Source organism: Anabaena sphaerica FACHB-251, assembly GCF_014696825.1.
Taxonomy (GTDB): domain Bacteria; phylum Cyanobacteriota; class Cyanobacteriia; order Cyanobacteriales; family Nostocaceae; genus RDYJ01.
In genome coordinates this window covers 282075-296026 of the sequence record NZ_JACJQU010000006.1, presented here as the reverse complement: position 1 = coordinate 296026, position 13952 = coordinate 282075, and the positions used below count along the sequence as shown (strand labels likewise).

16 protein-coding genes are annotated in these 13952 nt (G+C 40.1%); 7 read left to right on the top strand and 9 right to left on the bottom strand.

What is annotated here, in order from left to right; translation table 11 throughout:
- Positions 1-174 precede the first annotated feature (174 nt).
- The 4 genes from H6G06_RS13730 to H6G06_RS13715 all read left to right on the top strand — a co-directional run bounded on the left by H6G06_RS13730 (position 175) and on the right by H6G06_RS13715 (position 2378).
- The gene (locus tag H6G06_RS13730) at positions 175-342 is read left to right on the top strand and encodes a DUF1345 domain-containing protein (RefSeq protein WP_190560928.1); all 168 of its coding nucleotides are present in this window, start codon (positions 175-177) and stop codon (positions 340-342) included.
- A 267-nt stretch (positions 343-609) separates the two neighbouring features.
- On the top strand, positions 610-960 hold the full coding sequence (locus tag H6G06_RS13725) for a hypothetical protein (protein ID WP_190560926.1): 351 nt from the start codon (positions 610-612) through the stop codon (positions 958-960).
- Between the two features lie 248 nt (positions 961-1208).
- On the top strand, positions 1209-1436 hold the full coding sequence (locus H6G06_RS13720) for a hypothetical protein (protein ID WP_190560924.1): 228 nt from the start codon (positions 1209-1211) through the stop codon (positions 1434-1436).
- Positions 1437-1466: 30 nt separating this feature from the next.
- A complete protein-coding gene (locus H6G06_RS13715) occupies positions 1467-2378 on the top strand; it encodes a histone deacetylase family protein (protein ID WP_190560922.1) in 912 nt (303 codons plus the stop codon).
- Between the two features lie 387 nt (positions 2379-2765).
- Here H6G06_RS13715 and H6G06_RS13710 read toward each other — a convergent pair whose 3' ends face one another.
- Positions 2766-3290, bottom strand: a complete 525-nt coding sequence (locus H6G06_RS13710; protein WP_190560921.1) for a GNAT family N-acetyltransferase — start codon at positions 3288-3290, stop codon at positions 2766-2768.
- Positions 3291-3573: 283 nt separating this feature from the next.
- Between H6G06_RS13710 and H6G06_RS13705 the strand changes: the two genes are divergently transcribed.
- Both H6G06_RS13705 and H6G06_RS13700 read left to right on the top strand, forming a co-directional pair.
- A complete protein-coding gene (locus tag H6G06_RS13705; RefSeq protein WP_190560919.1) occupies positions 3574-3711 on the top strand; it encodes a hypothetical protein in 138 nt (45 codons plus the stop codon).
- 515 nt (positions 3712-4226) lie between these two features.
- Positions 4227-5579 (top strand): UDP-N-acetylmuramoyl-tripeptide--D-alanyl-D-alanine ligase, encoded by a 1353-nt coding sequence (locus H6G06_RS13700; RefSeq protein WP_190560917.1) that lies wholly within the window; start codon positions 4227-4229, stop codon positions 5577-5579.
- Between the two features lie 151 nt (positions 5580-5730).
- Here the strand turns inward: H6G06_RS13700 and H6G06_RS13695 are convergent, their stop codons facing one another.
- The 4 genes from H6G06_RS13695 to H6G06_RS13680 form a co-directional block, all read right to left on the bottom strand.
- Entirely contained in the window at positions 5731-6168 is a 438-nt protein-coding gene (locus tag H6G06_RS13695; RefSeq protein ID WP_190560915.1) for a type II toxin-antitoxin system VapC family toxin, read from the bottom strand.
- On the bottom strand, positions 6165-6413 hold the full coding sequence (locus H6G06_RS13690) for a FitA-like ribbon-helix-helix domain-containing protein (RefSeq protein ID WP_190560913.1): 249 nt from the start codon (positions 6411-6413) through the stop codon (positions 6165-6167). Before H6G06_RS13690 ends, H6G06_RS13695 begins: the two co-directional genes overlap by 4 nt.
- 138 nt (positions 6414-6551) lie before the next feature.
- A complete protein-coding gene (locus H6G06_RS13685) occupies positions 6552-7040 on the bottom strand; it encodes a hypothetical protein (RefSeq protein WP_190560911.1) in 489 nt (162 codons plus the stop codon).
- Positions 7009-7362, bottom strand: a complete 354-nt coding sequence (locus H6G06_RS13680) for a PadR family transcriptional regulator (protein ID WP_242039693.1) — start codon at positions 7360-7362, stop codon at positions 7009-7011. The genes H6G06_RS13685 and H6G06_RS13680 overlap by 32 nt, the downstream gene beginning before the upstream one ends.
- Positions 7363-7612: 250 nt before the next feature.
- Here H6G06_RS13680 and H6G06_RS13675 point away from each other — a divergent pair, with 250 nt between their 5' ends.
- Positions 7613-9454 (top strand): tetratricopeptide repeat protein, encoded by a 1842-nt coding sequence (locus H6G06_RS13675; protein ID WP_190560909.1) that lies wholly within the window; start codon positions 7613-7615, stop codon positions 9452-9454.
- A gap of 334 nt (positions 9455-9788) precedes the next feature.
- On the opposite strand, the gene H6G06_RS13670 is transcribed toward H6G06_RS13675, so the two are convergent.
- From H6G06_RS13670 to H6G06_RS13655, 4 genes are all read right to left on the bottom strand, one after another.
- A complete protein-coding gene (locus H6G06_RS13670) occupies positions 9789-11153 on the bottom strand; it encodes an NAD(P)/FAD-dependent oxidoreductase (protein WP_190560906.1) in 1365 nt (454 codons plus the stop codon).
- A gap of 112 nt (positions 11154-11265) precedes the next feature.
- The gene (locus H6G06_RS13665) at positions 11266-11505 is read right to left on the bottom strand and encodes a hypothetical protein (RefSeq protein WP_190560905.1); all 240 of its coding nucleotides are present in this window, start codon (positions 11503-11505) and stop codon (positions 11266-11268) included.
- 45 nt (positions 11506-11550) lie between these two features.
- Entirely contained in the window at positions 11551-12213 is a 663-nt protein-coding gene (locus tag H6G06_RS13660; RefSeq protein ID WP_190560903.1) for a cytochrome c oxidase subunit 3, read from the bottom strand.
- 31 nt (positions 12214-12244) lie between these two features.
- Complete coding sequence (locus H6G06_RS13655) at positions 12245-13915, bottom strand: cytochrome c oxidase subunit I (RefSeq protein WP_190560901.1); 1671 nt, start codon at positions 13913-13915, stop codon at positions 12245-12247.
- Between the last annotated feature and the right edge of the window lie 37 nt (positions 13916-13952).

The following is a 13952-nucleotide window of genomic DNA, read 5'->3' as shown; positions in this document are numbered from 1 at the left end:
GCTTTATAAAGCTGGTAATGGTAAACTGATTCACGCTGATGTGAATGGTAGTTTGAATATTTTACGTAAAGTAGTCCCGACAGCGTTTAGTCTAGGGATAGAGGGCGTTGTAGTGCCTCCTTCGGAGGAGCTTCGCTAACGCCCCGTCGGGGTTATTCCCGGCAAACGAAAGGCATGAGATATTTGTCTATGCTTTTTGGAACTATGACTAGTCAAGTTTCCGATGTGCAGACCACAATACGTTCTATGAGGCGCTTGACTTTGCTGCATGGTGTGTTCTCCTTCTTTTTCAATACTACTGTTCTAGCTATGAGCATCAATATTATTGCGGCACTAATTTAAGAATTCTTTGATTAGCCATTTTAGATTTTAGAGTTACAATTGGAGATTTTTTTGTTTTAGAATTTAGATGCGTTTGCCCTAGACTCAAGAGTGGAGAGAACCAAGAAACATCAACTCACCCACATCAATAGCGAACGAATCGCACTTCCTCTCAGAATTACCAGGTAGTCATAATAAATACGAGAAGAAAAAATTTAAGTGCTTATGTTGTGTGAAATTTAAAATACATATATAATTTGATTAACAAAATTGTCAAGAGTAGAGATAATGCAAATTCTCAAAAGAGCCATTAAACCAGAAACTTGTATATCGTTCCTCCACATCTACCAAACCACTTGGGGAACGGCTGGTGATATCTGTTTAATCCGTGAATCTGTAGCTAATTCAGGTTCATCCAAATTTGTAGGACACAAAGTTCAACTAGCACTTCCAAAAGGAATAGAGCGCCATTACTTGGCGGGTTTTCCGGTGATAAAAGTTGCAGGTCATATCGGTGACGGACATCCCAAAGATAAACACTCTGAATGGGAGGCTTATGAAGGTGTGAAAAGAGAAATAGTGATCGCTGCTCTGAAACCTTGGGGTTTTAAATTAATTGAATCTGATGTAGCAATTTGATAAAAGTTTTCACCGAGTCGGCTTCAGGATAGCTTCATCGCTTAGATATTTGTTGTATGAAATGATAAATAAGAATTCGGGGATCTATCTCTATCAAAAATTAGCATTTAGGTGTAGAGATGTTCCGGCAGAAGTTTCTACAAAGCTGGTGAGATAGTTGAGGATTCTTCACATAAATTCAGCCTATAGATAGGTAAATTTAACAATCATATTTTTTAGACTTGATTGGTAAAGTTGTGAAAATATTCATGAATAAAAAAACAGTTCCCAATCAAGCCGAAAAGCTGAACCCGGAAACAGACGCATCCCAATTAAGTCCAGAGGTACTGGACAAAATTAAACATCCGCCAAAAATGGATGATGTGATCCGGGAACAATCAGCAACGGAAAAACGGGGAAATCAAGCTTTAGTTCCCGAAATGCTGGATGAACCCTCTGATATAATGACTGGCTATAGCAACGAACAGTCAGGCTAGAATTGCATTCAGTCTTTTGCTTTTGGGCCCATGCTACCAGTCATCTATTCGGAAGAATTTTTAGATCACAAAACCGGACGCTATCATCCAGAAAGACCAGAACGCTTAAGTGCGGTTGTCAAGGCTTTAAAAACTGCTGACTTTGCTGAAAAAATCCACTGGTTGCATCCCACACCCGTCAAACCGGAGTTGATGTCTTGGATAGAAACTGCCCATACGGCAACATACATTCAGAAACTTAAAGATATCGCTGCTACTGGTGGTGGTTATTTAGATGGAGACACCCCAGTTTCTCCCCGCAGTTATGATGTGGCTTTGTTAGCGGTGAGTGCTTGGTTAGATGGAGTAGATATGGTTTTAACTAGGGAAAATCCCGCCTTTGTGTTAGCGCGTCCACCGGGACATCATGCGGAAAGTAATACGGGGATGGGGTTTTGTTTATTCTCCAATGCGGCTATTTCTGCTTTCTACGCCTTAAAACAACCGGGTATCAACCGTGTCGCCATCTTAGATTGGGATGTACATCACGGGAATGGTACTCAAGCAATAGTGGAGACTCACTCACAAATTGCATATTGTTCTTTACATCAATACCCCTGCTATCCTGGTACTGGGAGAGCTTCCGAGAAAGGTTTACATAATAATGTTTTAAATTTACCCCTACCCCCTGGTAGTGATCTCAGCGTATATCAACCATTGTGGGAACACAAAATATTACCGTTTTTAACCAACTTTCAACCAGATTTACTCATTGTCAGTGCTGGTTATGATGCCCTAGAAGATGATCCTTTAGCAAGTATGTCTTTGCAACCTGAAGATTTTGGTTTATTCACTCAATATTGTTTAGGTGTAACTCGCAAAATCTTATTTGGTTTAGAAGGAGGCTATGATTTAGCATCGTTATCAAAATCAGTAACTGCCACAATTGGACCTTGTTTGTAGCAGCGAAGAGGGAAGAGGGAAGAGGGAATATTTATTTCTGTTCAAATAACCGTCATTGCGACCGTAGGGAAGCAATCCCAAAAACCTTGAGATTGCGTCGTTTCACTATGCCTTCGGCACAGTAAGGCTATAGCTGGCGTGACGACGTAGGAGTTATAGGCCATGGCGAACGTGAACGTTCCGCTCGCAATGACATATTCAGCGTGATTTGCCGGACATCATCTGACTCCTGACTCCTGACTCCTGACTCCTTTTATGAAAATTCCTGGTTCGTTTTTAAGATCATCAAACTTTAACAATATTTTTAAATTTTTCTGCGTATAAATACTTGGATTGTTAATGAGAATTAGTCAAAAGAACACTGATAAAATAGCTTCAGTGTAAATCTCAGGTTTTGAAGATTCTATACTCAACTACATTTAAGACTTTATGACTCAAGTTAGTATGCTTGTATTTGCTAAACATTTGCCCTCCTAGCTTTTCTGCAATTCTTCGACTGGGAATATTTTCCTGATCTACAGGATATCTCAGATACTCATAATCTAAGTTAGCGTCAGCCCATTCCTTCAAGGCTTGAATTACTTCTGTTCCGTACCCTTGACCGAATGCTGATTTTTTCAACCAAATTCCAGTTTGGGGATATTTGCTATTAACTTTATATATGCCACTACAACCTAAAAATTCTTGAGAATCTTTCTTTAAAACCACAACTGTTATATTCTCTCCTTTTTCCATTTCCTGTAAAGATTGTTTAATAAAAAATTCAGTACCTTCAATTTCTCTAGGTGGAGCAGCATATAAATAAGTCGCAATTTCAGCGGTGAATTCCTTAAAAATATCTTCTTTATATTTGAGTGATATCGGCTGTAATAATAGGCGATTGGTGAATATTGCTAAATGTAAAGACTCCATAATCATCCTTGGTAAATTTGTAAAAAACCATACAATTTTGCCGCAACCTTTACTGTACTTAGAATGGCGGTTATTTTTACTTATAGTATTTTTCTGTATTGTCTCTCACCAAATCTCGGTTAAATTCATCAAATCTTTAGAGAGAAAAGTTTGTCATGGGGTTCTGAAACAGCTAAAGTTTTGTTAAGATGCTATTGCTAGGAATTAATCAGCCAAATTAATCTATCAAGGCATTGAGTAATAAATAGCACTAGTAGCCGCTTAAAGTTCAGAAGGTGAACAAATGACCACCTACATTTTTTTTGACGAAGCCCTCCGAATGCTGACCAATGCCTATTTGATCTCAGCAATCCTTTTAATTGCAGCTTCTAGCATAGGTTTGGCAGTGATTGAGACAATTGAAAAAACAGGAGAACACTAAATTTACACTCCTTGGGTGTAGTTCCCAAACCACAATATTCAATGCGCGTGTTCACCCTCAATCTGGGTAACAGCAAACTCTACAGGTCTCACAGCGTTGCAGGTTTGCCTGGAAGTGGTAAAGTTTTTCAGCCCCGCAGGTAACTGTACCGCTACTGGGACGGCAATTTATGGCAGTCAGCAGTCAGATGATTGAGAATTGGAGCTTGTCCTAGTTACCCTGGCAAATGTAACAGTACAAATGTACTATAGCGGGACTTGATATTTTTAATGAAGAAAACCGATGTCTCTTTTATGTGTTTTATCGGTGAAATAATTGTAGATTAAGTTTTGTAAATATATAGATTTGTAAATATATAGATTTGTAAAGGATAGAGGATTGCCGTCGCTGAACGATAAGATCCCTTACTTCTTTTTGATCTGGGAAATAAATATTGATGTGAGAAGTCGGGGATTTGGGTGTTGGGGATCTACTGTAGTGTAGGATTTGGTAATTAACTTTTATTGATTATCAGTATGCTTGTTTCAGCCACTTTATCCCAATTGGTGGAAGTTCTTGAAGCCCGTCCTGTAAATTTATCTGCATCTGCGTTAGCTAAAGTTAGTAACGGTATCCAAACAGATACCAGGATTTTAGGACTAGGTGAGGTGTTTTTGGCTTTACGTGGCGAAAAGTTTGATGGACACGAGTTTGTAACGATGGCGATCGCTAAGGGTGCGATCGCAGCCATTGTGGATTATACTTATGAAAACCCTGAATTACCTGTATTACAAGTTGCCGACACCTTAAAGGCATATCAGCAAATTGCTAGATGGTGGCGGGATTCTTTTTCGATTCCCGTGATTGGAGTAACGGGTTCAGTGGGTAAAACTACAACCAAAGAACTGATTGCCGCAGTTTTAGGAACTAGAGGACAAGTTCACAAAACTTATGGAAATTTCAACAACGAAATCGGTGTTCCCAAAACGCTGTTAGAACTAGGTGCAGAAGATGATTTTGCGGTAATAGAAATGGCGATGCGGGGGAGGGGACAAATTGCGGAATTAACACAAATAGCCAGGCCAACTATCGGTGTAATTACTAATGTCGGGACGGCACATATTGAGTTATTGGGTTCAGAAGCAGCGATAGCTGAAGCCAAATGTGAGTTATTAGCCGAAATGCCTGGTGATAGTGTGGCAATTCTGAATCATGATAGTCCTCTATTAATGGAGACAGCAGGGAAATTTTGGCAGGGGAAAGTGATTAGTTATGGTTTTTCTGGTGGCGATATTCAAGGAAAGTTAGTTGATAATGAAACTGTAGAAGTGGCAGGATTGCGTTTACCTTTACCCTTACCTGGTCGTCATAATGCTACTAATTTTTTAGCTGCTTTAGCAGTAGCCCAAGTGTTAGAAATTGATTGGAAAACCCTGCAAGCTGGGGTGATGGTAAATATGCCTGGTGGGCGATCGCAACGATTTACTTTACCTAATGATATCGTAATTTTAGATGAAACTTATAACGCCGCCCCAGAAGCAATGTTAGCAGCTTTGCAGTTATTAGCAGATACACCTGGAAAGCGGAAAATTGCCGTATTAGGGGCAATGAAGGAGTTAGGAGATAGATCCCAACAGTTACATCAACAAGTTGGGGAAATGGTGCAGAAATTGAATTTAGATGGTTTGTTGGTGTTAGCTGATAGCAAAGATGCGGAAATTATCGCTGATAGTGCTAAAGGTATTCCTTGTGAATGTTGGACAACTCATGCTGATTTAGTAACGAGATTAAAGACTTATGTGCAGGAAGGCGATCGCTTATTATTTAAAGCTGCCCATTCTGTAGGATTGGATCAAGTTGTGAATCAGTTGCGGGAGAATTACAAATAAAAAAATCTCCAAAAATTGCTTGTGGTTTGGGAAAATGGGGATATTTTTTGATTTGCAGGTCTCTTATTTTATAGCAGGAGTTTCGAGGACGGTGACATCAACTAAAGGTATGACGTTAAAATTTTGGGTACACCCTCTTTAGTGAGGATACTCAGGTTTCCATGATTGATTTATATTCCCAAGGATTAATAATATTAATACCACACCCTTTAAAGTCAGAAACATTGCGTGTTGCTATAGTTGCTCTATGAATGTAACAAATAGCCGCAATCTGAGCATCAGCTTGAGAAATTGGAGTACCATTTTTTCGTCGTTGGGATGCAATATTAGCAAATGCTACAGCAGCATTTTGATCAAAGGGAAGAATACGTCCAGCAAAATCTTCAGAAAACATCAATTGCGCTGCTTGAGCGAGTTCATCTCGTCGTTTTCCCTCAGCTAGTAAAGTGATACCATAAAGAATTTCTGCTTGAGTAATTGTTGTGGTAAACAGACTCATTAAGGGTTGTTGGTTTGTCCAATTACGCACTGCTTCAGACTTTTTAGGCTTCATCAGTTCTGACAATAGGTTTGTGTCAAGAATAATCATTCTTCAAATGTTGATACAGTACGAATAGGTTCTCTCGCTATTTCTGGTAATTCAAAATCTCCAAAATTCGCAAACCGTTGTTCAATCCGAGTAGCTAGATTTAAGGAATTTTCGTTATTTTCTGTCAGAGTCATGTAGAGGATTTCTCTGGCCTCTTCTTCCAGAGAACGTCCGTTTTTTTCTGCTCGTTTTTGCAGACGAGATTTGATTTCATCATCAAGGTTATAAATAATAATATTCGTCATACCTAAAATAAACCTCAATCAGATTTCTACACTATATTACTCTATTACCTTGTGTGCCTAACCCACTTGACAAATAAAGTAGCTTTACTTGTGCAAAGGGTTAGGGGTGGGGTTTAAAAAAAGCGGTTAATTCATCATCTACTTATTCATTGACTGACCTAGTGAAAGCAAGTCTGACAACTTAATCTGTAAAGCTGATATAATCAAAATTACCGTTTTTACCAGATTATTCAAATTAACCTGCCAACGGGGAAATCCTTTGTGCAACATTTCCCGATTCACTTCAGACAAATCACCTAACCATTCTTCCCGTCGTTCTGGCGGAAAAAGGTAAGCAATAGGAGAAGCAACCCAGCGACTAGCCCAAGTTTCCGCAGGTTCAAATTTCTTATATTTGCGTAATTTCTTATCTAGCTGAGATAACTTTTCTAATTTTTCTACTAATTCTTCTTCTTGGTTTATCAGTTCTTCTGCAACTTTAATAAATTCCTCTGATTTTAATGATGGAATACTTTGTAAATACTGCAAATTAATTTGCAGTTCTCTAACAGTCAGTTCCCAATCATGATCTTCAAATTCCACACCTGCTGTTTCCCTAACTAGGTTGCCAGGTAAGTAAATTTGCACGGAAAGACTGGACAGCTTGGAGGGTGGTAACGCCGCTACCTGTAAGTTTATAGTAACGTCTTCTTGCTCCACCTCGTTCTTCACGTCCTTCATCTCCCCAACGGGATTCGACCAACCCTTTCTTTTCCAAAGAATGGAGAACAGGGTAAAGCGTACCGATCCCCATTTGACGCTGACCACCACTAGCTTCTTCCATAGCTTGCGGAATTTGCAAACCATAGAGTTCTTTGTTGTAAAGCGCCAGCAGTACCAGTTCTTCTCGTGGCGAAATTTCGACATTTGTTGATCCTTTGTTATGTATTTGTTGGGTGTTTTTCATCATTGCCTACTCCTTGTTTGTGTTCTAAAATCTCGTTGTTACGACCCCTAAAATGGGGCAACGAGGCCACTCACTGTTACGACCCTGTGGGCAGTGAGGCTTTTATCTAAAAATGAGTGTATCTTATAAATTTGATAATTGCCAAGAGGTAGGGGTAAAAAATTTGCTTCAAACTCTCAGCTTCTAGAAGAGGTAAGGGATTTGGGGGATTGAGATAAAATAAGGATTGTTGTTATATTCCTTATTATCTAAAGTGTCTGAATCCCTACCTTTGCAGGATCGCTACCTCGCATTAATTGATGAAATAGTCGAAACCACCCTCAAGGGCAAAATTAGCTCTGTAGAGCAGGTATATCAAATATTACTCAAAAGCATCGCTTCTGGTACGGGAGAAGTGTTTGAGTTAGCATTGAGCGATCGCTTGACAACCCTGCAAACACAAGTAGATAGCGAAAAAGACGAACTCAAGAAATCCAAAGCCACACGCAGTTTAAGAGCCATTAAAACCATTCAAACTCAATGGCAACGCTGGCAAGAACAAAACAAAGCCACAGAAGCCATAGCTTTAGCAGTACGGGAAATTACCATTGCCAGTAATGATGAACGTTTAGCTGTATTACTGCGCTACACCGATCCTAATCAAAAATATCCCCTAAATTTATCCCAACTACAACAACTAGCCAAATCTTTACAACAATTTGGTGCAGCTAACTCTGATTTAATGCAGATATCCACAGGCATGACTCAGGGGATCGCTTCTTGGCAACGCATCCAAGAAAACCTACTCAGTTGGATGTATGAACAAAAAGGTTCTCTAGGATTTGGTGGAGTACCTGGAGAAAGAGGACCTTGGGCCAGTTGGGCAAAATTAGTCAAAAGCGAAATACCACAATCATTTTTTCAGACTTTAGCAATAGAACAATCTGCAATTGAATTTACCCAAAAACAACCGAACATTACCCTCAGCAATTGGGTAGAATTAGCAATTGTTTTACAATTCTTACAACGAGGTTTAGTTACCTGGTTTGATCAACAAGCTTATGATATTCAAGCAGGCCCCAAATTATCCATTTCCACATTTTTAACCTTTGCAGTTATTTGGAGTCAATTAGCAAACGGTTTTCAAACCCAAGCAGTAATATATAGCAATGCAGCTTCACAAATAATGCTGCAAATTCTGCGAACTTTTGCTCAACGTCCTTATTTTCCCCTCTATGGTGGGATTTTTGCTTCCTTTTCTGGTAGTTATTTACGGGATACACTTGATTATTTAGATGAACCGCTGCGTTCTGCGGAAGGAACCCAAGAAAAAGCCAGAATTTTAACATTATTGGGTTATTCTCAACGTGCTTTAGGCAATTATCCGCGCTCAATCAATTTTCATCAACAAGCTTTAGAAATAGCCAGAAATGCCAAAGATAGACCTTGTGAAATCGCTAATCTTAACCACCTCAGTCGTACTTATGTTCAAGAAAAAAATTATGCCGAAGCAATTAACAATAGTCAAAGAGCATTAATATTAAGTAGACAAGCAGGTGACAAAACCGGAGAAACTAACGCGCTGGTAAATTTAGGTTACAGCGAAGTTATGCAAGCACAGCAATTAGAAAACATCGAACCAGAAGTTTATGAATCTGCAATTAATTATCTAGAACAAGGTTTAAAGTTAGCAGAAAAATTAGGTGATCTTCAAACTCAATCTTTATGTTTTAGCAGCTTAGGTATTGCTTATTTAGTTACTGCACAATATGAAACTGCTATTAAATATCTGGAAGTTGGTTTTAAAACCGCACAAGTTTCTGGAGATTTATATACTCAAGGTCGAAATTTAGCCTATTTAGCAGAAGCTTATTATCACCTGCAAAATGTTGAAAAAACTATTTATACTGGTAGCCTGGGAATGTATCTATTAGAGCAAATTTCTTCCCAAGAGTGGCGACAACCCGCAGGTTTATTGACAATAATCAAAGGACAATTAGGGGCAGACAAATTCCAAGTATTGCTGCAACAAAATCGCCCTAAAATGATTTCCGTTATCGGTGTAGATGGTTATGATTATATTCCTGAATTATTGGAAAAATATCATCATGGGTAATTGGTAATTGGTAATTGGTATTGTAAAACTTCGCCCCATCCATAGACAAATATTGCCATCTAAGTAAGTCGGCGGGAAAAAACCGAAGTATGTAATAAAAAGTAAATTCACCAAAACCCTCTTCCCCGTTCCCCGTTCCCTGTTCCCTGTTCCCTTGTCATAACGACAATTTTTAACGCCCACTTACTTATTGTCATTCATCACAGTGAAACCAGCTAATAGATGGCGGATTGAAAAGTGTTGGGCGACTTTGAAAAGTAAGGTTCGCAAGCTTTTATCTACATCGGACAATTTACGTGAAGCAAGCGTCCTAATTAATCTGGCTACAGCTATATTACCTCTTCTCCTCATCACCCAACATTTTTAATAGTTTTCTCGCCACTAAAACACCAACGACTCCAGCACCAACCAATTCAACCGCCTGCACAACTTTTTGGCCTACATCGTGAGAGTCGAGATGATGATGAAATACCTCTTCATCGAGCCATTCTGTAGTAGCTTTAAAATCATGAATTGGTGTTGGTAATAGCGTTAAATAAGTCCCTTGACGGATTAAATGCGCGGGTTCGCCTGCAACTTCAAAAACATTGAACAAGTTAGCAGCAGCATCATTTACCCCCAACTTCAACAGAGTTCCCCGGATGTCAACCTGAGATGGTTTGCAGTCTTCTCCTAGAGCAAGGGCTTTCAAATTCCGAGCAATATTTGCTCCCTCTTGATAAGCAACTTGGGCTGTAGGTGGTAGCGAATTATCCTGAACTGCTGCACAATCACCACCCGCAAAAACTTCTGGAAAGTCGAGCAATTGCATCGTGGGAGTGACTAGAGGACGATTATGATGATCCCGATGTTCTTGCGGAATTGGTAAGTCTTGAATTAGGGGATGGGTAGAAGTTCCAGCCGTCCAAATTGTGGTATGCGTCGGCAATGTTGTAACTTCATTATTGCGCTTATATTCAATGGCATGAGGGTGAACAGCAGTTGCTTCTGCTTCCTTAATAATTGCAATTTTTACAGTCCGTTTTTGCAATTCTGTCTCAGCGATTGGACGCAACGGATCGTTAATATCGCCATCGAGAATTTTTTGACCATGATTGAGAAGAATGACCCGGATTTCCGCCGAATTACCGCCTAAAGCGCCATACCAATGTGGGAGAAAATCAGCTAAAGTTGCTGCCATTTCCACACCGGAAGCACCACCACCAACTACCACTACTGTTAATAATTTGCGGCGTTGTTCTACATCTTCCGTTTGGATGGCTTTTTGTAAACAGTCACGTAAATGTCGGTCAAGAGCGATCGCATCAGCTTGTGTCCAAAAAGGAAAGGCATTAACATTCGCACCCTCAACGTGATGATAGCCAGTAACGCTACCCAAAGCTAATACTAAGTTACTGTATTTGTAGGAATTCCCAGAAGCCAATTCGACTTGCCGTTGATGCAGGTCTATTGACTGAACTGTATCTTGAACAAAGATGACACCACTACCTTTAAGTAATTCCGAAAAGTGCGGTACTACTTGAAAGCTATCCATTTCGCCATCGAAATATTCATAAAGTAATGGCTTAAAACAAAAGCGTTCATTTTTATCAATCAAGATCACAGAGCGAGGATAGTGTTCGTGAGCTAAGTGTAAGGCTGTAAATAGACCAGTAAAACCACCCCCGACGATCACAGTTTGATAAACTGGGCTGTTCATAAAAACTCTCCAAGCGTGAAATTTTTACAGATTTGGATTTATTATTATTAGGGAAAAACGCAGAAGCACATAGGAATAGATGGATAAAGGAAAATAGCAAATGACTAATTTGCTATACAAATAAGAAGAAAGCAATAATAATAGCACTAAGAACAAGAGCGAATAAAATAGCATATTCAAACCTGCGGCTAAAAAATCCTACAGCTGCAACCAGAGCTATCAATAGTCCGACAATGCCAACATACTGCTCTTTTTGTAAACCGTGTGCAATGAGTGGGTCTTGGTTTTTATTAGGTATTGGAGTTTCTTGAATTGTGCTTGGAGATGGTAATTCTTGTGCTAATGACTTCATAAAATTACTCCTAAAAATAATGCTAATTTCTGAATATTATTATGTTTACCAAAGATAGAGAAGCGAAAATAAGAAGACCCAAACTATATCAACAAAATGCCAAAATAAAGTGGTTGCACTTGCACCAAAATGACCTTTGTTGTAATTGTCTGGAATGAAGGAACGGACAAGCATAATAATCTGAAAAATCACACCCGCAAGAACGTGCAGACCGTGGAAACCTGTTAATACATAAAATGTAGAACCAACTAATCCTGTGCTTAACCCAAAATCAAGGTTGCTCCATTCAATTCCTTGACCGATTAAGAAATAAGTTCCCATGCAAATTGTCATCAACCAAAGCCAACGAAATTTATTGATCTGATTACGCTGGAGAGCATTTTCAGCCCGTTGAATGACAAAGCTACTGGACAGTAACACCACCGTGCTAATAATCACAAAAGTAGACAATTCTGGACCCGAAATACCAGGTGATAGCCAATTTTGTGAATGTGTCAATCGCAGGGCAACATAAGTAAAGATAAAACTCAAAAAAACTATGCTTTCCGACAGCAGGAACACGGTAAACCCGAACATACCTTTACCATGATGGTCTTCAGCACGTCCACCACGGATTGGGAGGAAACGCTTTAGCCAAGTTGGTAGGTATCGCCGCCACCGTTCCAAAGGAATTGGACTCTCATCTACATGAATTACGCCACGGTTCATAGGTTCTGGGGACTGGGGACTGGGAAGGCTATTAATTTTCTTGCTGATGATAGTCGGGAGGTTCTATCACTGAATATTTGGGATCACCATAATCGTAAGGGGGTCTTTTCACAACTGGAATTTGTTCAAAGTTATCTTGCGGTGGTGGTGAAGTGGTTGTCCATTCCAGTCCTGTGGCGTGCCAAGGATTGTTAACTGCCCTTGTTCCGTATAGCAATGAACCCACTATATTGGCAATAAAGGGCAATATAGATACTCCCAGCAAGAAGCCGCCTAGACTAGCAACGACATTCCAGCCCTGATAGCGTGGGTCGTAGGAGGAAATTCGGCGTACCATTCCCTGTAAACCTAGTGGCAGCATGGGGAAGAACGTGAGGTTAGCACCAATAAAGGTTAACCAAAAATGTAATTTACCCCAGCCTTCGGCGTACATTCGTCCGGTAATCTTCGGAAACCAAAAGTAAATGGCGGCAAAAATTGCCATCGTGATGGTGTTAAAGACAATGTAGTGGAAGTGTCCAACTATAAAGTAAGTATTGTGGACGTGAATATCAAACGGTACTGCTGCTAACATCACGCCAGTAACACCACCAAGCAGAAACATGGCTGCACCTCCCATCGCGAACAGCATGGGTGTCTCTAAGTGCAGCTTACTCTTCCAAATTGTAGCAGTCCAACCAAATGCCTTGACACCGGTAGGCACGGCAACGAGCATTGATGTCACCATAAATAACATCCGCATCCAGCTAGGGGTAGCACTAGTGAACATATGATGTACCCAAACGAAAATGCTGACTACAACAATGCCTAAAGAAGCAACAGCTAATGACCGATAGCCAAACAGAGGGTTACGGGAAAAGGCAGGCAGAACCTCCGCAAATATACCAAAGGCTGGTAGCGCCATGATGTAAACTGCGGGGTGGGAGTAGAACCAGAATAGGTGCTGGTAAATGATAGGGTCGCCATTCTCTAAAGGTTTGAAGAATTGCGTTCCCAAACTGAGATCAAATAACAGCAGGATCAATGCACCTGTGAGGGAAGGTAAATTAACTAGCTGCAACAACTGGGCGCTGAGAACTGACCAAACAAACACAGGCATTCGGAAAAAGGTCATTCCTGGGGCGCGCATCCAAAAGATGGTAGTTACGAAGTTAACAGCCCCTATAATTGAAGAAATGCCGATGATGACTAAACTAACAATCCAAATAAATTCACCATTTATTGGCTGACCAGGAGGAATTTGCAGACTAATTGGTGGATAAGACCACCAGCCAGACTGCGCCGTACCATTGGGTAGTAAGAAGCTAGATAGTAATAAAATGCCTCCTGGTGGAATCATCCAAAAAGAGATGGCGTTGAGTAGAGGAAACGCCATATCCCGCGCTCCCAACATCAGCGGTACTAAGTAGTTAGAGATACCTGCATTGAAAGGGATAATCCATAGAAAAATCATGATTGTCCCGTGCAAGGTGAACAAGCCGTTGTAAAGGGGACGATCTACCACATTTGATGCAGGTGTAATTAGTTCGGCACGGATGAGCATCGCTAACAGTCCGCCAACCAAAAAGAACAAGAAAGACATCACCATGTACTGAACACCGATCACCTTATGGTCAGTGCTGAAGCTGAAGTATCGTCGCCATTTATTCTCAGGCTCGTTCTGAGATGTTGGGGAATCTTGATCTCTAGTGATACTTTCCATAAAATCATGTTTTATTCATTACTATTCTTTCCTTGGC